18 protein-coding genes are annotated in these 19,741 nt (G+C 74.1%); 14 read left to right on the forward strand and 4 right to left on the reverse strand.

Annotated elements, in window-relative coordinates; genetic code table 11:
• Positions 1–105: 105 nt before the first annotated feature.
• Both ACFVFR_RS19575 and ACFVFR_RS19580 read right to left on the reverse strand, forming a co-directional pair.
• Entirely contained in the window at positions 106–588 is a 483-nt protein-coding gene (locus tag ACFVFR_RS19575) for a DUF4188 domain-containing protein (RefSeq protein WP_383703253.1), read from the reverse strand.
• 201 nt (positions 589–789) lie between these two features.
• A complete protein-coding gene (locus ACFVFR_RS19580) occupies positions 790–2,070 on the reverse strand; it encodes a M20 family metallopeptidase (protein ID WP_383703255.1) in 1,281 nt (426 codons plus the stop codon).
• 682 nt (positions 2,071–2,752) lie between these two features.
• Between ACFVFR_RS19580 and ACFVFR_RS19585 the strand changes: the two genes are divergently transcribed.
• A complete protein-coding gene (locus ACFVFR_RS19585) occupies positions 2,753–3,502 on the forward strand; it encodes a dienelactone hydrolase family protein (protein ID WP_383703256.1) in 750 nt (249 codons plus the stop codon).
• A 199-nt stretch (positions 3,503–3,701) separates the two neighbouring features.
• Positions 3,702–4,046: a hypothetical protein gene (locus ACFVFR_RS19590; RefSeq protein WP_383703258.1), complete on the forward strand. Its 345-nt coding sequence runs from the start codon at positions 3,702–3,704 to the stop codon at positions 4,044–4,046.
• A 103-nt stretch (positions 4,047–4,149) separates the two neighbouring features.
• On the opposite strand, the gene ACFVFR_RS19595 is transcribed toward ACFVFR_RS19590, so the two are convergent.
• The gene (locus ACFVFR_RS19595) at positions 4,150–5,184 is read right to left on the reverse strand and encodes a chitinase (protein ID WP_383703260.1); all 1,035 of its coding nucleotides are present in this window, start codon (positions 5,182–5,184) and stop codon (positions 4,150–4,152) included.
• 191 nt (positions 5,185–5,375) lie between these two features.
• Here ACFVFR_RS19595 and ACFVFR_RS19600 point away from each other — a divergent pair, with 191 nt between their 5' ends.
• A complete protein-coding gene (locus ACFVFR_RS19600) occupies positions 5,376–6,701 on the forward strand; it encodes an Nramp family divalent metal transporter (RefSeq protein ID WP_383703262.1) in 1,326 nt (441 codons plus the stop codon).
• Between the two features lie 131 nt (positions 6,702–6,832).
• Here ACFVFR_RS19600 and ACFVFR_RS19605 read toward each other — a convergent pair whose 3' ends face one another.
• Positions 6,833–8,563: a chitinase gene (locus tag ACFVFR_RS19605; protein ID WP_383703264.1), complete on the reverse strand. Its 1,731-nt coding sequence runs from the start codon at positions 8,561–8,563 to the stop codon at positions 6,833–6,835.
• A gap of 643 nt (positions 8,564–9,206) precedes the next feature.
• Between ACFVFR_RS19605 and ACFVFR_RS19610 the strand changes: the two genes are divergently transcribed.
• From ACFVFR_RS19610 to ACFVFR_RS19660, 11 genes are all read left to right on the forward strand, one after another.
• Positions 9,207–10,079: a hypothetical protein gene (locus tag ACFVFR_RS19610; protein WP_383703266.1), complete on the forward strand. Its 873-nt coding sequence runs from the start codon at positions 9,207–9,209 to the stop codon at positions 10,077–10,079.
• Positions 10,080–10,203: 124 nt separating this feature from the next.
• On the forward strand, positions 10,204–10,917 hold the full coding sequence (cpaB, locus tag ACFVFR_RS19615) for a Flp pilus assembly protein CpaB (protein WP_383703268.1): 714 nt from the start codon (positions 10,204–10,206) through the stop codon (positions 10,915–10,917).
• A 41-nt stretch (positions 10,918–10,958) separates the two neighbouring features.
• The gene (locus tag ACFVFR_RS19620) at positions 10,959–12,698 is read left to right on the forward strand and encodes a CpaE family protein (protein ID WP_383703270.1); all 1,740 of its coding nucleotides are present in this window, start codon (positions 10,959–10,961) and stop codon (positions 12,696–12,698) included.
• A gap of 8 nt (positions 12,699–12,706) precedes the next feature.
• The gene (locus ACFVFR_RS19625; RefSeq protein WP_383703272.1) at positions 12,707–13,480 is read left to right on the forward strand and encodes a TadE/TadG family type IV pilus assembly protein; all 774 of its coding nucleotides are present in this window, start codon (positions 12,707–12,709) and stop codon (positions 13,478–13,480) included.
• Between the two features lie 48 nt (positions 13,481–13,528).
• Complete coding sequence (locus ACFVFR_RS19630) at positions 13,529–14,884, forward strand: CpaF family protein (RefSeq protein WP_383703274.1); 1,356 nt, start codon at positions 13,529–13,531, stop codon at positions 14,882–14,884.
• Positions 14,881–15,819 (forward strand): type II secretion system F family protein, encoded by a 939-nt coding sequence (locus ACFVFR_RS19635; protein WP_383703276.1) that lies wholly within the window; start codon positions 14,881–14,883, stop codon positions 15,817–15,819. Before ACFVFR_RS19630 ends, ACFVFR_RS19635 begins: the two co-directional genes overlap by 4 nt.
• Before the next feature lie 69 nt (positions 15,820–15,888).
• The gene (locus ACFVFR_RS19640; RefSeq protein WP_383703279.1) at positions 15,889–16,782 is read left to right on the forward strand and encodes a DUF5936 domain-containing protein; all 894 of its coding nucleotides are present in this window, start codon (positions 15,889–15,891) and stop codon (positions 16,780–16,782) included.
• Positions 16,783–17,294: 512 nt separating this feature from the next.
• Positions 17,295–17,459, forward strand: a complete 165-nt coding sequence (locus ACFVFR_RS19645; RefSeq protein ID WP_383703281.1) for a hypothetical protein — start codon at positions 17,295–17,297, stop codon at positions 17,457–17,459.
• Positions 17,456–18,178, forward strand: coding sequence for a pilus assembly protein TadG-related protein (locus ACFVFR_RS19650; protein WP_383703283.1), 723 nt, complete (start codon positions 17,456–17,458; stop codon positions 18,176–18,178). The genes ACFVFR_RS19645 and ACFVFR_RS19650 overlap by 4 nt, the downstream gene beginning before the upstream one ends.
• 20 nt (positions 18,179–18,198) lie before the next feature.
• Positions 18,199–18,807 carry a hypothetical protein gene (locus tag ACFVFR_RS19655; RefSeq protein WP_383703285.1) on the forward strand — a complete coding sequence of 203 codons (609 nt, stop codon included), beginning with the start codon at positions 18,199–18,201 and terminating at the stop codon, positions 18,805–18,807.
• Positions 18,808–18,813: 6 nt separating this feature from the next.
• Positions 18,814–19,491 carry an OmpA family protein gene (locus tag ACFVFR_RS19660; protein ID WP_383703288.1) on the forward strand — a complete coding sequence of 226 codons (678 nt, stop codon included), beginning with the start codon at positions 18,814–18,816 and terminating at the stop codon, positions 19,489–19,491.
• Positions 19,492–19,741: the final 250 nt, after the last annotated feature.

Here is a 19,741-nt window from a genome sequence, read left to right on the forward strand (position 1 = left end):
CGGGAGCCGGGAGCGGTCCCGGCCGGAGACGGTCCCGCTGGGCGTGGTCCCGGCTGGACGCGGTCCGGCCGGGAGCCGCGTGCGGGGCCCCGGGGGCGTGCGGTGTCAGCGGCCCAGCCGTTGCGCGGCCCGCTCGCCGCGCCGCCCCACCGGCTCGACGCCGTACGCCTGGCCGAGTCCCATCGGCGGCATGGCGTGGTAGATCGTCTCGTACGAGCCGGCCGGCACGAGGTAGGTCTCGTGCCAGATGCCCACGCTGCCGGCGGCGTCTCGCGCGCCACGGTGGAACGCCGCCCACGCGGGGTGGTGCTTCCGGTCGGGCGCGGAGGCGTAGGCCAGCAGCTTCTCGTGCGACTCCCAGTACTGGACGACCGTGAAGGTGCGCGGCCCGCCCAGGTAGCTGCGGAAGCCCAGCAGCCCGCTGTCCTGGTCGCGGGCGAGCTCCCGCAGCATGCGGGGCATGGCCGCGAAGACGGCCGGCCAGTGGCGCACCGCCCGCCACCGGTTGATCCGCATCCCGATGAGGAACACCACCACGTCCCCCTCGGTCGCCGCCGTGACCCGCGCCGTGATCGGTGCCGTACCCATGTCGTGCCCCCAGTCGTCGATGAATAGCGTCGCTATCCATATTTCGATAGTGCCACTATCTGCTAGGGGTGGCAAGGGGAGCCGGCCGACCGAACCGGGCGACGGGCGTGGGAGGTTCGCCCGGCCGGCCCGCCCGGGGGCGTGCGGGAGAGGTCGCGCGGGGCCCGGTGGGCGCGGCGGGCCCGGCCCGCCCGGCGCTGGTTACGCCCCCTCGCCCCGCCGCGCGAGCCAGCCCGCCATGGCCCGTACGCCGATGCCGATGGCCCGCTCGTCGGGGACGAAGGTGGGGAAGTGCGGGTAGCTGGCGGTGATCGGGGTGCCCGGAGTGCGGACGCCCAGGTAGGTGAAGGTGCCGGGCATCCGGTTCAGGAAGAGCGCGAAGTCCTCGCCGCTGAACGGCGGGAACGCCGTACGCAGCGGGGTCACCGCGCCCCGGCCCAGCGTGCGCCGCAGGTGGCGGGCCAGGGCCCGGCCCTCGGGCTCCGGGCACACCAGGGCCGGGAACGGGTCGCCGGGGAACCGCACCCGCGCCCCCTCGAAGCGGGCGGCGGCGCGGCGAATGTCCTCGCGCACCTCCGCGTGCCGCTCCGGTGGCCAGCAGCGGTACGACACGCTCACCGTCGCCGCACGCGCCCTGGCCTGGAGGGCGACGAACCGGGCCAGCGGCCCGTCCGGCACCAGCGAGTCGGCCACCACGCGCTCCAGGTCGGCGTCGCCCCGGGGCGTGGCGACCGTGGCCAGCGCGCCGAGTTCGGCCGCCAACCGCTGGGCGGCCTCGGGGCCGTCCGGGCCGGACAGCGTCAGCTCCGCCTTGTCCTGCCCCGGCATCCCGAACCCCGCCGTCGTGGCGAACCGGCCGACCGGGAAGGGCCCGCAGTGCAGCGCGTGGATCTCCTGGACGCCCAGCCGGTCGAGCACGCCCGTTTCGATCACCTCGCCGGCCCCGGACAGGGACTCCTCGGCGGGCTGGAAGAGGAGGACGAGGGTGCCGCCCAGGTGGCGCCGGTGGCGGGCCAGCACCCGGGCGATCCCGACGCCCATGGTGGTGTGCAGGTCGTGGCCGCACAGGTGGGCGGGGGCCGTGGCCTCGCCGATGATGTCCTGCGGCGGGACCGCGTCCATGTCCGCCCGGTACGCCACGGTCCGGCCCGGCCGCGCGCCCCGCAGGACGCCCACCACGCCGTGGCCGCCCACCCCGGTGGTGACGGTCAGTCCGGCCGCCCGCAGCTCGCGGGCCACCACGCCGGCGGTGCGCCGCTCGCACCCCGGCGCCTCCGGATGCCGGTGCAGGTCCCGGCGCAGCGTAATCAACTCCCCCTCGATGAGCGCCACCTCACCGTCCACCACCCTCTGCGACAGCCCCGGCCCCCGCCCGGCGGCGCCAGCCCCGCCCGCCGCCGTCCACGCCAGCCCCGCGCCGGCCACGGCGCTGCCGGCCAGCAACGTGCGGCGTGCCAGAGCGCGTTCTTCGTGACGATCCACTGTTCCCCCTCGTGACACCGACGGTGGCCGCCGCCCGCCTCGGACGGGCGACGACCCGGTGCGCACAGGATGGCCGCCGACGCCTCCCGTGGCCCATCCGGCGGACCACCGACGGGAGGTGGCGGTAGGCCCCGCCTCGACGGTGGCACTGGGCCCCTGGCGGGGTGCGCCGCCAGGGGCGGGAGGAGGCCCACCGCGTCGGTGGCGCGGGCTCCTGACGGAGTGGCCCCCGGCGCGCGAGGAGGCCCGCCCCGGCTGTCTCGGGCCGAGCGCGTCAGCGGGCCAGCCCAACCGGCCCGCCCCGCCTGACCACGCGGCCACCGGGCCCGACGAGCCGGCCCGATCAACCCCTACCGACCAGCCCAACCGGCCACCCCGACGCACGCCGTACAGGCCGGCCCCCGACCAACCGGCGGCGTGCGGGTCCCGCCGCGTGTCGGCGGCCGGCGCCGGACCCCGCGTTCGCCGTACGCCGCCTTGGCCGATGGGTTACGCTGCGTGGCGATGACTACCGGGACGGCTTCGCGCCACACACGGATCGGCTACCCGGTGCTCTCCTGAGCGCCGAGCGGGCCGCGCCGTGCCCGCTGTGCGAGCGGGGGCCCGGCGTCGCCGCGCGCGCCCCGCCCCCGTCGTGTCGATCACAGGGCTTTCGACGTATCGACCACGACAGGAGACCACCGTGCCCACCACGACCGTGTACATCCCCACCGAGGACGGCCAGGCCGACGCCTTCGCCGCCTCCCCCGACCAGGGCGGCCGGCACCCGGGCGTACTGCTCTACATGGACGCCCTCGGCCTGCGGGCCGAACTGGAGGACAAGGCCCGCGAACTGGCCGCGCACGGCTACTACGTGCTCGTCCCCAACGTCTACTACCGCCACGGGGCCGCACCCGTCTTCGACCTCCCCGCGCACATCAGCCAGGAGGACCGGCCGGTGGTCTTCGGGCGGATCGCGCCCCTGGTGCGGGCGCACACCGCCGACCGCGTCCTGCGCGACGCCGACGCCTACCTGGACTTCCTCACCACCCGGCCCGAGGTCGGCCCCGGGCCGGTCGGCGCGGTGGGCTACTGCATGGGCGCCGCCCTGGCGCTGCGCACCGCGCTGGCCCACCCCGACCGGGTCGCCGCCGTCGCCGGGTTCCACCCGGGCCTGGTGGTCACCGACCAGGACGACAGTCCGCACCGGCTGCTGTCCACCCTCACCGCCGAGGTCCATCTGGGCCTGGCCGAGGGCGACCTGACCCCCGGGGAGCTGGCCGAGCTGCGCCAAGGGCTGGACGCCACCGGGGTCGCCTACACCACCGAGACCTACCCCGGCACCCAGCACGGCTTCACCATGTCCGACACCGACGCCTTCCACGCCGACGGGCTCCAGCGCCACTGGGACCGCCTGCTGCCGCTCCTGCGGCGCACCCTGACGGCCGGCTGAGGCCGCGCCCACGCGCCGGGCCCGGTCCGCGGCCCGGTCCGCGGCTCGGCCCGCCGCCACCTTGCCGGGCGCCGGCAGCCACCCACGCCGCACACTGCCCCGCCCGGGGCGTGAAGAGCCGCCTCCGGTTGGCCATCATGGCTGGTCGGAGTGGGCCCGACGGCACGGGGCCAGCGGCGGTGGGAGAGGCGGGGCACGGATGGTCACGAGTGCGACCGGGGCGACGGACCGGGTCCTGGACCTGTTCCTGCTGGCCGTGGGCGTGGGCTGCGGGTGGCTGGGGTGGCGCCCCGCGCTGTGGCCGCGCCGGGTGACCGGGCCCGCCCGGCGGCCGAGGTGGGTGGCCCGCGCCTGGGGGCTGGGCTACCTGGTGCTGGGGGCCGCGCTGGTGGCGGAGTCGGTGATCCGGCTGGCCGGCGGGTGGCAGCGCTGGCCGATGGACGTGGTGCGCTGGGTCGCCGGGCCGCTCGTGGTGGGCTCGCTGCTGGCGGACCTCGTCGTCCGCCGACGGGAACGCGGACGCGGCGGGTCCGGGGTCGGCTGAGCCCCCGCGCGCCTCGGCGCCGCCCGGGGGAGGCCGTGGCGGCGCCGGTGGTGCGGCGGCCGGGTGCGCGTCCGCCCGGGTGACCGCGCACCCGGCCGACGGCTTACGGCAGGCCGTGCACGTGCTCGCCCACCTGGGTGGCGAACTGGTTGCCGTTGCTGGCGTCCCAGTTGGTGGACCACGTCATCGCGCCGCGCAGGCCCGGGTAGGTCTTCTCGGGCTTGAACGTGCCACAGCTGGTGCCCTTGGTCAGGCAGTCCAGCGCGGCGTTGACCACGCTGGGCGCCGCGTACCCGCCGCCGGCCGCGCGCGTGGAGGCGGGCACCCCGAGGCCGACCTGGGAGGGGTCGAGCCCGTTCTCCAGCTGGATGCAGGCCAGGCCGGTCAGGAAGTCGACCGTGCCCTGGGAGTAGACCTTGCCGTCACAGCCGAGCATCGCGCCGCTGTTGTAGTACTGCGTGTTGACGACCGTCAGGAAGTCCTTGATGCCCACCGCGGTCTTGAAGTACTGGCTCTGCGGCGACTGCATGTCCAGCGTCTGCGGCGCCATCGTCACCACCAGACCGCTGTGCTGGGCGTGGAGCGCGCGCAGCGCCTTGGTCATGTACGTCGCGTTGAGCCCGTTCTCCAGGTCGATGTCGACCCCGTCGAAGCCGTAGTCCTTCATCAGGGACGAGAGGGAGGCGGCGAAGGCGTTGGCCGAGGCGTCGTCGGCGACCGAGACGGTGCCCTTCTCGCCGCCGACCGAGATGATGACGGACTTGCCGGCGGCCTGCTTGGCCTTGATGTCGGCCCGGAACTGCGCGTCGGTGTAGTTCAGCGCCGGGTCCAGGGTGAAGTCCACCTCGCCGGGCTTGCCCGTGGCGTCCGCGAAAGCGACGGCGATGATGTCGTACTGAGCCGGCACGTCGCTGAGCTTCTGCACGGTCGCGCCGTTGTTGAAGTTCTGCCAGTAGCCGGTGATCGCGTGCTGGGGCACCGCCGCCCGCGCCGTGGCGGCCGGGCCGGGCTGGCCGGTGGGAGCGGGTTCGGCCGCGCTGGCCTGGGTCGGGCCGACGAAACCGGCCGTCACCAGCGCCGCCGCCGCGAGCGAGCCGAGCAGCCCGCCGCGGGTGATGCCTGATCGTGCGCGTACCACGACTGCCTCCGTGGGGGGAGAGAGATGGGGGGAAGTGGTGCGGGTGCGTGCGCGTTCAGGGGCCCCTGAGCTTCCGGTACAAGGTGGTCCAGACCATTGCGGATGTCAACCCGTCGCGCGCCCTCTTGTGCGATCCGGTGTCGGGCGGTGTCCTGATCGGCACACCACCGGGGCGAGCGCGGAGGCCGTGCATGACGCAGACCAGTGACCGGGACGAGCGCTCCACGCCAGCGCGCCCAACGGCCGCGCGCTGGCGCTCGATCGGGCCCGGCATCGTGGTCGCGGCCACCGGTGTGGGCGCCGGTGACCTGGTGGCGACGCTGATCGCGGGCAGCGAGTTCGGCTACACGCTGCTGTGGGCCGCCGTCATCGGCTGCCTGGTCAAGATCTCCCTGGCCGAGGCCGTCGGCCGCTGGCACCTGGCCACCGGACACACCCTCTTCCACGGTTGGCGCACCCTGGGCCCGTGGACCACCTGGTACTTCGTCGGCTACGTCGTCGTCTGGGGCTTCGTCTACGGCGCCACCGCCATGTCCGCCAGCGCCCTGCCGCTGGTGGCGCTCTTCCCCGACTTCCTGGGCCTGAAGACCTGGGGGGTGATCACCGGCCTGGTGGGGCTGGCGTTCGTGTGGTGGGGCCGCTACGCGGTCTTCGAGAAGGCCATGACGGTGCTGGTCGGCGTCATGTTCGTGGTGGTGGTCTACGTCGCCGCGCGGGTCGGGCCGAACGCCTGGGACTCCTTCGCGGGGCTGGCCCCCACCCTGCCGGACGGCTCGCTGCTCTACACGCTGGGCCTCATCGGCGGCGTCGGCGGCACCATCACCATGGCCGCGTACGGCTACTGGGTCAACGCCAAGGGCTGGACCGACAGCACCTGGATGCGCACCATGCGGCTGGACAACCGCGTCGCCTACGTCACCACCGGCATCTTCGTCGTCGCCATGCTGATCGTCGGCGCCGAACTGCTGCACTCGGCCGACGTCGCGCTGACCAAGGGCGACAAGGGGCTGCTCGACCTCGGCGACGTACTGGAGGACCGCTACGGCGCCGGCACCGCCAAGCTGTTCCTGGTCGGCTTCTTCGCCACCTCCTTCTCCTCGCTGATCGGCGTGTGGCACGGGGTGAGCGTGATGGTCGCCGACTTCGTCGCGCACCACCGGGCGGGCGCCGAGGCCGCCGCCGGCGGCGTGGAGCCGGCCCAGGTCGCCCCCGACGCCGGCCCGCGTGCCATCGGTCGACACGAGCGCTCGTTGCCCTTCCGGCTCTACCTGCTGTGGCTGACGTTCCCGCCGATCAGCCTGCTCTTCCTGGACCAGCCCTTCGGCCTGGTGATCGTCTACGGCGTGCTCGGCGCGTTCTTCATGCCCTTCCTCGCCCTGACCCTGCTGTGGCTGCTCAACTCCTCCCGCACCCCCGCGCGGTGGCGCAACGGCCCACTCAGCAACGTCATGCTGGTCGCCGCCGGACTGCTCTTCCTGGTGCTGTGCGTCCAGCAGGTGCGCGAGCTGCCCTGGTGAGCGTGGCCGCCCGGCGGGCGCCGCACGCCGACGGCCGCGCCGCCCCGCCACGGTGAGCGGCGGGGGCGACACGGCCGGTGGGTGGTGCGGTGGTGCGGTGGGTCGTGGTGCGGTGCGTCGACCCGGGCCGGTTACGGCAGGTTGTGCACGTGCGGGCCGACCGCGTTGGACCAGGCGTTGCCGGCCAGCGCGTCCCAGTTGGTGGACCAGGTCATCGCGCCCCGGATGTCCGGGTAGGTGGTGGAGGGCTTGAACCGGCCGCAGTTCGTGCCCTTGGCCAGGCAGTCCAGCGCGTTGTTGACGACGGACGGCGAGACGTAGCCGCCACCGGCGCCGCGCGGCGAGGCCGGCAGGCCGAGGCCCACCTGCGAGGGCTTGAGGCCGCCCTGGAGCTGGATGCAGGCCAGCGCGGTGAGGAAGTCCACCGTGCCCTGCGAGTAGACGTTGCCGTCACAGCCCAGCATCGAACCGCTGTTGTAGTACTGCATGTTGACGACGGTCAGGATGTCCTTGATGTTCAGCGCCGTCTGGAAGTAGCCACCGGAGGTCGACTGCATGTCGATGGTCTGCGGTGCCATCGTGATGACCAGGTCGGGGCCGGCCTTGGCCGCCAGCGCGCGCAGCGCCTGGGTCATGTACGTGGGGTTGAGACCGTTCTCCAGGTCGATGTCCACGCCGTCGAAGCCGAACTCCTGCATCTGCGCGTACAGCGAGTTGGCGAAGTTGGTGGCCGCGGTCGCGCTGCCCACCGAGACGGTGCCCTTCTCGCCGCCGACCGAGAGGATGACCGACTTGCCGGCCGCCTGCTTGGCCTTGATGTCGGCCTTGAACTGGGCCTCGGAGTAGTTCAGCGCCGGGTCGAGGTTGAAGTCGACCGCGCCCGGGGTGCTCGTCGCGTCGGCGAAGGCGACGGCGATGATGTCGTACTGGCTCTGCACGTCGCTGATCTTCTGCACGGTCGCGCCGTTGTTGAAGTTCTGCCAGTAGCCGGTCACCGCGTGCTTGGGCACGGTGCCACCGTCCCCGCCGCCCTCGGTCGTCCGCGCCGTGACCTCGGCCGACTTCGGCGACTCACCGGCCGTGTTGGTGGCGGTGACCTGGAACTTGTACGAGGTGGAGGGGGCGAGCCCGGTCACGGTGGCCGAGGCGGCGTTCACCGCCTGCACCTTCCTGCCGTCCTGGTAGACGTTGTAGCCGGTGGCGCCCTTGGTCGGGGTCCAGCTCAGCGTCAGCGAGGAGGAGGTGGGCGCGGACGCGGCCAGGCCGGCCGGCGCCGCCGGGACCTCCTCGCCCGGGGTGCCGCCGCCGGGGCCGGTCAGCGTCAGGTCGTCGGCGTGGTAGGCCGGCTGGCCGTACCAGCCGTGCGTGTAGACCGTCACCGAGGTGGTGTTCGGGCCGGTGGTGAACTTGGTGGAGAGCTGCTTCCAGTCGGTCGCCGCCTGGCTCCAGGTGGAGACGTCCGTGATGCCGGTGCCGCTGGCGCCCAGGTAGACGTAGCCGCCCTGCACCCACCCGCTCAGTTCGTACGCCGAGTTGGGCTGGACGCTCACGGTCTGCGAGCACCGGGCGTTGTCGGCGCCGGCCGGCGTCGCCTTCAGGGCGCCGGTGCCGGCGTGCACCGGGCTGGAGGTGGCGCTGCCGCTGCCACCCGAACACGTCCAGTAGTTCAGGCCGGACTCGAAGCCCGGGTTCTGGATGAGGTTGGGCTCCGCGGCGGCCTGCGCGCCACCGCCGCCGAGGGCGACGAGCGCCGAGGCGGCGAGCGCGGTGGCGGCGGCGGACGCCACCCCCCGACTCGTCCGTCGGCGGCCGGCCGGCCACCGTCTGCCTCTGGTGTACCTGCTGCGTAGTGCACGGTCCACGACTGCCTCCGTGGGGAAGTGTGGGAGGAGGGGCTTGGGGACGGTGGCCACCGCTGGGCGTGAGACTGGTCCAGACCAATGGCCTTGTCAAGGGTCTACGCAGCGACGCGACCTCCCACGCGGCGCCCTGACCCCCTTTCACCACGCCGGCTCCGCGCGCCGACCGGCGCGCGCGTCCCCCCTCCGTCGCGCGCGGGCGGGGGCGCGCCGCCGCCCCGGCCGCGTACCACCGGGAGCACGCCGCGGGCGCACGGGCGGAGTACGAACGGAGCGGGGCGGACAGAAGGAGTACGGCGCGGGAGAGGCGGGGACCGCGTACGGGAGGGCGCGGCGCGCGACGGAAGGGGTGGGGGAGTGCGACGGACGGGACGCGGCGGACGCGGTGCGGGAGCGCGCCCGGTGCCGGGTGACAGGGCGGGCGGACGCGGCCGGCCCGTGACGCGGGCGCCGGCCCCACGTGAACTCCCGGTGCCAAGGCCCCGGATAACCCCGGTGAACTGTTCTCAGCCGCCGCATTCGTGGATAAAGTGCGGGGGCATCTCTACGGGGAAGCAGCGGACGGTTCCGGTCCGTGACGACAGCGCCGCGCCCGGCACGGCGCGCGACGGGGACGGGCGGGGGCCCGGAGTGGACGGGAGCTGACGTGACCTGCGCGATCGCCCTCACCAGCCCCGAGTTGGTCCTTCCGCCACCCGACGGCCAGACCCCGTCGGCCGTCGTCCTGAAGGCCCCCGAGATCCAGCCGCTCGAAGAGGCCGTCAGCGACACCGCCGCCCTGCTGGACCAGCGGGGCTACCTCGTCGCGCTCTACCCGGCCGCCTCCCCGCCCGCCTTGGTCCGCCGCCTGCACACGGTGCGTTCCGTGCTGGAGAGCGACCGTCTCGCGCTGCTCCCCATCGACCTGCCGCCGCTGGCCGTGGCCGTGCTGGCCCGCCAACTACGCCAGCTCTCCCTGGCCGACTTCAGCCCCGGCGTCCTGGCCTGCGCCGCCCGCCTGCTGGCGCACTACGTCTACGCCGGCGCCCAACTCGGCAGCGTCGCGCGGCTGGCGAAGGTGCCGGTCGGCATGGGCGCCCACCTGCGCTCCTGGGTGCCCGGCGCGCAGTTCGGCGTGGTGACCCACCCCACGCCGCACCTGACCGCCGTCGGCCGCGACGCCCAGCCCCCGGCCCCCGGCTTCAGCACCCAGCTCACCATCGCCCGGGGCCAGCCGCACGCCGAGTGGATCACCTCCACGCTGGCCACCGCCTGGCAGGTCAGCGGCGTCCAGGAGGTGCCGCTGCCCACCGAGTCGGCCCGCTGGTGGGGCACCGCCCGGGTCACCGAGTTCGCCGCCGCCATCCCCGACCCCTCGGTGCTCTACCAACTGGTGGCCTCCGTCCGCCGGGAGGAGTGTCACTGGTGCGGGCTCGAACTCATCGGTGACCGGTGCGCGTTCTGTTCCGCGCCGCTGCTGCGCCCCGAGGAGCCGCGCGCCCTGACCGCGCCCACCCGGCCCGCGCTGGCGGCACGTTGAGCCCCACGGCCCACCGCCGGGCCCCCGCCCGCCCCGCCCCCGCGCGCCGAAGGCCGCCCAGACCGGGCCCGCCCACCCGCTCCGGCCCCCGCCACCCCGCCCCCGAACGAGGTCCCAGGTCGTCATGAATGCACGCCAGCGCCGCGGAGTGATCCTCCTGGTCCTGTCGGTCCTGTGCGCCGTCGGCGCGTTCGTCGGAGTGCTCTCCGTCATCAACGACGTGGAGTCCAAGGTCGGCCCGGAGACCACCGCGTACCGCCTGACCTCCGACGTGCCGGCCTACCAGGCGCTGGACACGGGCTCGTTCGAGAAGATCTCCATGCCCGAGCGGTGGCTGCCCGACACCGCCGTCACCGACCTTGGCGACCTGCGCGGCAAGATCGCCGTGACCCCGCTGCGCCAAGGCTCGCTGCTCCAGACCGACATGATCGTGGCCCGGCCCGCGCTCCAGCCCGGCCAACAGGAGATCGCCATCATGATCGACGCGGCCACCGGTGTCGCCGGGAAGATCAACCCGGGGGCCCGGGTGAACATCTACGCCACCTTCGACGGCGAGCGCGAGGGCGCCAAGCCCGTCTCCAAGGTGATCGTCGCCGGCGCCCGCGTCATCGACGTCGGCAAGCTCACCGCCCTGGACCCGGACGGCGACGAGCGCGACCGCAAGCGCCGCGAGCGCGAGGCCGTACCCATCACCTTCGCGCTGGGCACCCAGGACGCCCAGCGGGTGGCGTACGCGGAGTCCTTCGCCTCCCACGTACGCCTGGCCCTCATCGCGCCCGGCAGCGCACCCGACATCGCGCCGGACGAGCGCACGTACACCCTCGACGGCGACCGGTAGCGGTGCCACGACAGCCGGAAGAAGCAGGAGGCGGTGACTCGATGACGATCAGAATCCTCCCGACGGTCGGGGACGCGGATCTGGCCCGAACGCTGGGCGGGCTGCTCAGCCAGCTCCCGGGCGTCGAGCCCTTCCCCGCGCTCGGCGACTCCACCGCGCTCCTGGAGACCCTGGCCGCGCTGGCCGGCGCGGCCGTCGACGAACTGCCCGAGGTCGTCCTGGTCCACGAGCACATCGGCCCGGTGCCCGCCCTGGAACTGGTCCGCGAGGTCGCGCTGCGCTTCCCCGCCGTGGGCGTGGTCCTGGTGACCGCCGACGCCGGCCCGGCGCTGTACTCGGCGGCCATGGACGCCGGCGCCCGGGGCATCTGCGCCCTGCCCCCCTCCTACGACGAACTCGCCACCCGCGCCCAGTCCGCCGCCCAGTGGGCGCTGGGCGTCCGCCGCCACCTGGGCGGCGGGGGACAGGCCCTGGCCGCCGGGCCCAGCGGGCGCCTGGTGACCGTCGCCGGCGCCAAGGGCGGGGTGGGCACCACCCTGACGGCCGTGCAGCTCGCGCTGGCCGCGCAGGCCAGCGGCCGGCGCGTGGTCCTGGTCGACCTGGACCTCCAGGCCGGCGACGTGGCCTCCTACCTGGACGTCCAGTTCCGCCGTTCCATCGCCGACCTCGCCCAGATCAGCGACATCACCCCCCGCGTCCTCCAGGAAGCGGTCTTCCCGCACCCCAGCGGGCTGGGAGTGCTGCTGGCCCCCGGCGAGGGCGAGCGCGGCGAGGAGGTCACCGACCTGGTCGCCCGGCAGGCCGTGACCGCCCTGCGCTCGCGCTACGACCTGGTCGTCGTCGACTGCGGGACCCAGATGACCGCCGCCAACAGCGCCGCGATCGAGATGGCCGACAGCGCGCTGCTGGTCACCACGCCGGACGTGGTCGCGGTACGCGCCGCCAAGCGCATGGCCCGCCTGTGGGACCGGCTCCAGATCCGCAAGGCCGAGGAGACCACCGCCGTCGTCAACCGGCACACGCGCGGCGGCGAGATCCAGCCGAGCCTGGTCGAGCGGGCGACGGGCACCCGCGCGGCGCGCACCACCGTGCCCGCCGCGTTCAAGGAGCTCCAGCCGGCCGTCGACTCCGGCCGGATGCAGGACCTGGACGCCAGGTCCACGGTCCGCCAGGCGCTGTGGACCCTGGCCGGCGAACTCGGCCTCACCGGCACCCCGACCGAGACCGGCCGCCCGCAGCGCGGCCGGGGCGGCCACGCCGAACGGTCCCCGGGCGGGCTGCGCCGGCGCCGGGCGCTCACGGACGGCGGCCGGGGCGGCGCCGGCCACGCGAGCGGCGACCCAGACCACGACCCCGGCCCGGACGGCACCGGGCCCGAGGCGCTGACCCAGGTCCCCACCAGCCGCTTCCGCCGGCGCGGCGGGGGCGACCGGGGCCAGGTGACCGTCGAGTTCCTCGGCATGGTCCCGCTCATCCTCATCGTGCTGGCCGTGCTGTGGCAGTGCGCGCTCATCGGCTACACGTACTCGCTGGCCGGCAACTCCGCCGACCGGGGCGCCCGCGCGGCGGCGGCCCGCGAGAGCGGGGGCGCCGGGGCGTGCCAACAGGCGGCGCTGCGCGACCTGCCCGGCTCCTGGCGCGCGTCGGCCTCGGTGGCCTGCCCCACCTCGGGCGGCCTGGTCAGGGCCACCGTCAAGATCAAGGTCCCGGTGCTCTTCCCCGGCGCGGGGGACTTCCCCTGGACCGTCACGGGAACGGCGGGCGCGGCGGCGGAGGAGTGAGCTGAGCGATGCGCGGCGAGTGGGACACGGACAGGGCCCGGAGCGAGGACGGGCGCGGCCGGCGCGGGCGCCGGGAGGGCGAGCGGCGGGCGGTACGCCGCCTCACGCGGCACGGCGGGCCGGGGCGCGGGCCTGGCGGGGAGCGCCGCCGCGACGGCGCGGCCCGGGGTGACGGCGGGGGCGCGGCGAACCGGGAGCACGGCGACGCGGGCCGGCGCGGCGGCGCGGGCCGGCACGGTGACACGGACCGGCGCGGCGGCGTGGGCCGGCACGGTGGCGCCGCGCACCGAGTCGAGGACGCGCCGGGGCTCACCACGCGGCGGCCGGGCCGGCGGCCCACCACTCGGCGGCCCACCACCGGGCGGCCCACCACCGGGCGGCGCGCCCTCCGACGCGCGGGCGAGCCGGGGCGGCGACGGGCGGCGGAGCGCGACGCGGGGTCGGTGGCCATCGAGTTCCTCGGCTTCCTGCCGATCCTGCTCGCCGTCGGACTCGCGGTGGTCCAGCTCGGACTCGCCGCGTACACCGTGCAACAGGCGGGCACCGCGGCCCGCGCCGCCGCCCGCACGGCCACCGTGGACGACCCACGGGCCAGCCCCGAGGAGGCGGGCCGGGCCGCGATCAGCGGGTGGCTCGCGGACGGTGCCCGGATCTCGGTGAGCGGTGGCACCTCCGCACACGCCACGGCCACCATCGAGATCCCCTCGGTCATCCCGGGCGTGGACCTCGGCAGCGCCACCCGCGGCGCGACCATGCGCCGCCCGGCACCGGCCGATGAGTAGCCGCCCCGGGAGCGGGCCCACCCTCCCCCCACGTCCGAGGAGCACCCCATGAGCCTGCGGGCACGCGTCGCCGCCCCCGAACCGGCCGGCGAACAGCGGGAGAACGGCCACCTGGTCACCAGCTACCGCACCAAACTCCTGGAGGAGATCGACCTCGCCGAGATGTCGGCGCTGGCCGCCGGCGAGCGGCGCTCCCGCCTCGAACGCGTGCTGGGCCACATCATCAGCCGCGAGGGCCCGGTCCTGTCCACCGCCGAACGCGCCCAGCTCATCCGCCGCGTGGTGGACGAGGCGCTGGGCCTGGGCGTGCTGGAACCCCTCCTGGAGGACGCCTCGATCACCGAGATCATGGTCAACGGGCCCGACCAGATCTTCGTCGAGCGCTCCGGGCGGGTCGAGCGGGTGCCCGTACGGTTCGTCTCACACGAGCAGCTCATGCAGACCATCGAGCGCATCGTCTCCACCGTCAACCGCCGCGTGGACGAGTCCAACCCGATGGTCGACGCCCGGCTGCCGTCCGGTGAGCGGGTCAACGTGATCATCCCGCCGCTCGCGCTCGACGGCGCCACCCTCACCATCCGCCGCTTCCCGCGCGCCTACACCCTGCACGAGCTGATCGGCATGGGCACCCTCGACGAGCACATGCTGATGCTGCTCGCGGCGCTGGTGCGGGCCAAGTTCAACGTGGTGGTCTCCGGGCCCACCGGCTCCGGCAAGACCACGCTGCTCAACGCCCTGTCCGGGCTGATCCCCGACGGCGAGCGCATCATCACCGTCGAGGACGCGGCCGAACTCCAGCTCCAGCAGACCCACGTGATCCGTCTGGAGTCCCGGCCGCCCAACGTCGAGGGCAACGGCCAGATCACCATCCGCGACCTGGTCCGCAACTCGCTGCGGATGCGGCCCGACCGCATCATCGTCGGCGAGGTCCGTGGCGGCGAGACCCTGGACATGCTCCAGGCCATGTCCACCGGCCACGACGGCTCGCTGGCCACCGTGCACGCCAACAGCGCCGAGGACGCGCTGATGCGCCTCCAGACCCTGGCGTCCATGTCGGACGTGGCCATCCCCTACGAGGCGCTGCACGACCAGATCAACAGCGCCGTGGACTGCATCGTGCAGCTCGTCCGCAACGCCGACGGCTCCCGCCGGGTCAGCGAGATCGCGCTGCTGGACTCGCACGGCCACGAGGACTACCGGATCACCACCGTCTGCCGGTTCGACGCCGACCCGATGGGCGCCGACCGGGTGGTGCGCGGCCGGTTCGGGTACGGGCCGGTGCCCGAACGCGTCGCGGAGCGGCTGCGACTGGCCAACGAGGCCGTGCCGCCCGCCTTCGGCGTCGCCGCCTTCCCGGCCCAGCTCCTGACCCGCCAGGCACCCGGCTCGCGGGGGGACCGATGAGCGACCTGGCCACGCTGACGGTCGGCGCGACCCTGCTGTGCGGGGCGCTGGCCGTCGCCGGCGTCCAGGCGTACGCGAGTGGCCGGGCCCGGCACCAGTCGCTGGTCCAGCGGCTCGCGGAGACCGAGGGCGCGGCCGGCCCCGCGCGCGGGCGCCGCTTCGCCGGCGTGGACCGCAGACTGCGCGGCACGCGCCTGGGCCGCGCCGTCGAACAACGCCTGACGGCCACCGGACTCGACCTGACCCCGGGTGAGTTCCTCGTCTACACCACGGGAACGGCGATCGGCCTGTGGCTGATCGCCCAGGCGACCCTGGCCACCTTCTTCGGCCCCATCGCCGCGGTCGTCACCGGGTGGGGAGCGTTCGCCTTCCTGAACTGGCAACGCCAGAAGCGCATCGAGCGGTTCATCGGCCAGCTTCCCGAACTCGCGCGCATCCTGGCCAACGCCACCCAGGCCGGGCTGGCCCTGCGCACCGCGCTCGGGCTGGCGGCCGACGAGATGGAGGCACCCGCCGGCGAGGAGCTGGCCAAGGTCGCGGACAAGCTCGCCGTCGGCCACTCGATCGAGGACGCGCTGAACGAGCTGGCCGAGCGGCTGCCCTCGCGCGAACTGGTCGTCCTGGTCACCACGCTGGTACTCTCCAGCCGCGCCGGCGGCTCCGTCGTCAGCTCGCTGCGCAACCTCACCCAGACCCTGGAGGAGCGCAAGGAGACCCGTCGCGAGGTGCGCACCCAGCTCTCCCAGGTCACCGTCACCGCCTACGTGGTGCCGCTGATGGGCGTCGGCACACTGCTGCTGATGGACCGGGTCTCCGCCGGCTCCATCGAGCGGATGACCTCCTCGTTCTGGGGCCAGGCCGCCGTCGTGGGCGCCTTCACGCTCTACGCCGTCGGCTTCTTCCTGATCCGCCGCATGTCCAAGATCGCCGTCTGACGCCGTCCGGGCCCAACGGCGCGGCGGCGATCCCGGGCACCGGGCCCGGGACCCGAGGAGAGGAGAGGGATGGGGATCGGCCTGTTGCTCGCGCTGGCCGTCGGCCTGTCCACGGCCGGGGCCTGCTACGGCATCGCGCTCTACCGTCGCGAGGCCAAGCTGCCCAGCGACCTGGCGGTGGCCCTGGAGGTGGGCGCGACCCGCACCACCGTGGTCGGCTCGGCCGTGGACCGGCTCGGCATGCGCTACGCGCCGCTGGTGCTGCGCCTGATGGGCCCGGCCCGGGTGGCCAGGGTGCGCCGCCGGATCGACCTGGCGGGCAACCCCGGCGGGCTGACCGTCGACCGCTACGCCGCCCGCCGCGCGGTCTACGGCACCCTGGGCTTCGGCGGCGCGCTGGTCATGGCCCTGCGCGGACAACTCCTGCTGGGCGTGCTGCTCGTGGTGTTCGGGCTGTTCTGGATCGAGGTCGGGATCTGGGCGGCCGTCCGCGAACGCAAGGACGCCATCGAACGCACCCTGCCGGACTTTCTCGACGTGCTCGCCGTGGTTGTCAGCGCCGGACTCAGCTTCCGGCAGGCACTCGATCGGGTGGCCGACAAGTACGAGGGCCCGTGGGCCGACGAACTCCGTATCACCCTGCGCCAGATGGATATGGGCGTCAGCCGCAGACAGGCATTCGAGGAACTGCGAAAGCGTAATGACTCCGAACAGGTGGCCCAGTTCGTCACCGCACTCCAACAGGGCGAGGAACTCGGCTCGCCCATCGTCGACACCCTGATTGCGATCGCTCACGACATGCGCCGCACCGACGCGCAGAACGCCCGCCGCCGCGCGGCCCGCGCCGTCCCCAAGGCCACGCTGGTCATCACCACCTTCATGGTGCCCGGCACCATGATGCTGCTCGTGGCCGCGTTCTTCATCGGCTCCGGCACCGACTTCGGATCGGTCACGGGCGACTGACCGTGAGACAGCAACTAGTCGTACGTGTAAGGCTGTTGAAGATCTCTGTGTCTGTCGTGCGGCGCCCGCCGGAAGCCGGTCGGGGCCGTCGGTCGGGCGCGCGGGCCGCCGCCCCACCGGACCCGGGAGGCCGTGGCGTACCGCGGGGCGCACCGGCCCCGACGGGCGGCGCGCGGGCCGCCGCGCGCGCTGCGGCAGACGCCATTCTGTTATCACTGAAGCCTTCGCAAATGCAATCCGCTGTGGGACAGTCATGACGCGGGCAGCGCGCTTCCCAGGGCGCGTCGCGCGGGGCGGCCGGGCCGAAGCGGAGGTGAGTTCCATGGGCCGAGTGAGACGTCTGCGACGGGAACGACTTCAGAGGTTTCAACTCAGGTCGCACGGAAGAGAATGCTTCGGGACGCCCTGTTCCGCTGCCGGTGATTCGGCGTACTTTTCTCCTGTCGCGAGCGGCACCACGGGGACCGACGAGCCGAACCGGAGCGGAACGGCCGCCCATGGAGGAGAACACGATGGGAAAGCGCTTGACGGGAAACGACCGCGGACAGACCGCGGTCGAGTACCTGGGGATCATCGCCGTGGTCGTGGCGATCGTGATCGGCATCTCGGGTACGGATATCGGAAACGAGATCTTCAGCGCGATCACCGACAAGATTTCCGAGGTCACCGGCGTGTGAGACGCCTTCAACGCCTCGCGTCACACGGAGATTCCGGACAGGCTTTTCCGATCTACATCACCGCGGTAGCGGGCCTTCTCTTTCTCGGGCTCGCTCTTTTCGCCGTAGGCCAGGCGGGCGCCACCCGTAACGGGGCGCAGACCGCCGCCGACGCGGCGGCCTTGGCCGCCGCGCAGGAGCAACGCGACGCGCTGCGCGAGGAACTGCTCGCGGCCATCGGCCACGGCGACGCGTGGCAGGACGTCCTCGACGGAATCGGCGCCGGCAGCCCCCGCGCCTGCGACGAGGCCCGCTGGTTCGCCGGCGAGAACGACGCCGACGTCACCGAGTGCGCCCTGACCGGCGGCCTCACCCCCACCTTCCACGTCGCGGTGCGCACCCGCTACACCGTGGGCGACTCCATCGTGCCGGGCACCGAGTCCCAGCACGCGCGGGCCGAGGCGACGGCCGTGATCGAGCCACGCTGCGTACGCCCGCCCGGCGAGCCCGAACCCGCCCCCAGCACCCCGCCCACCGACGACGCGGGCACCGGTGGCGGCACCGGCGGGGACGACCCGGGCGACGACGGGGACCACGAGGGTGACGACACGCCGGACGAGGACCCCAGGAAGCCGCCCGCGGAGTTCACCTGCGACGGCGAGGAGTGGTCCATCGACCCGGAGCGGCCCGGTGCGCTCCCCGAGGTCGCGGACCTCTTCTCCGTGCATCTCGCCGACTGACCAGTGAAGGGCAGCGACTCATGAGCATTCGGTACACCACCACGGCACGTGGGGCACTGGCCGCCGGAGCGGTCGCGGTCAGCGTGTCCCTGCTGGTGGCGGGCTGCGGTGGCGGCGACGGAGGCGGGGACACGGACGACAGCGGGAGCGCCGGCAGCCCCTCGTCCAGCGTCGCGGGCAACGCGCCCAAGCAGGACGGCGGTTCGGGCCAGCAGCCGGTCTCGGACGCCGAGCCCATCGCCGAACTGCGCGGCGAGATGGGCATGGTGCTCTCGCTCACCGAGGCCAAGCGCGACTCCGGCGGCTTCGTCACCGTCAGCGGCCAGGTCGAGAACACCGGCGACCGGATCTACTCGCGGGCCAACAAGTGGCGGGGCGACGAGACCGACGTCATCAAGCACGGTTCCTCCACGGCCGGCGCCACCCTCATCGACTCCGGCGGCAAGAAGCGCTACTACGTGCTGCGCGACACCGACGGGCGCTGCCTGTGCACGATGTCGCTGGGCACCATCAAGGCCGGCGCGACGGTCCCGGTCTTCATGCAGTTCCCCGCGCCCCCGGAGGAGGTGGACGAGGTGCAGTTCCAGATGCCGACGTTCCCGCCCGCCACGATCAAGATCACCGGGTGACCGGCGATGACCCCCACCCACCCCGACGCCGCGCCCCCCAGCTCGGGCCGCGTCGCCGCGACGCCCGGCCCCCACGCCACGCCCCGCGCCGTGCGGACGGCGTCGCTCGTGCTCGCCGCCGTCGCCGCGTTCACGCTGTCCGCCCCGGCCGTCCACGCCGACGAGGGCCCCGGCGTGCCGCGTTCGGCCCCGCCCCCGGTCGGGGTGGACGCCGCCGACCCGGACCTGCGACTGGCCCAGGGCGCCCGGCTGGGCGCGGTCAAGGTCCTGGACATCAAGTCCATCGTGGAGACCGACAACGGCGAGGAGCGGCACGAGGTCACCAACGAGGACGTCACCTTCGCCCTCCAGTCCGAGGTGCTCTTCGACAAGGACAGCGCCGACCTCAACCGCCTGGCCAGCGCGCGCATCGACGTCATCGCCCGGGAGATCGAGACCCAGGGCGCCCGCGAGGTCCGCGTCTTCGGCTTCACCGACGACCTCGGCACCAGTGGACACGGCGAGGACCTGTCCAAGGAGCGCGCCGACGCGGTGCAGCGGCGGCTGTCCAAACAGCTCGACTCCGGCGTGAAGTACCACATCCGGGGCTACGGCGAGGACTACCCGATCGCCGACAACGGCACCGAGGCCGGCCGCAAGAAGAACCGCCGCGTCGAGGTCAGCTTCCCGCGCGGCTCCGCCTGACCCCGCGCCCCCGCCCGACCCGCCCCCGCCCGACCCGCGATCGCCCCCGCCCGCCCCGGCGAGCTCGGCGCGCCGCACCGCACCACGTCGCGTGGCGCCGCCACGCGCCGCGCCCGGGCCGGGGTCGCACACACGTGCCCCGTGGCCGGGGCGGCGTCCGGCCCAGCGGTGACGTATGCCACGACCGGGTGAGACGAAATAGAAGCGTAACGGACGCATCATCCCAAAGCCGTTTAGTTCGGTCATGGGT

Origin of the sequence: Streptomyces sp. NPDC057702, assembly GCF_042799315.1 — a bacterium.
Lineage (GTDB): Bacteria > Actinomycetota > Actinomycetes > Streptomycetales > Streptomycetaceae > Streptomyces.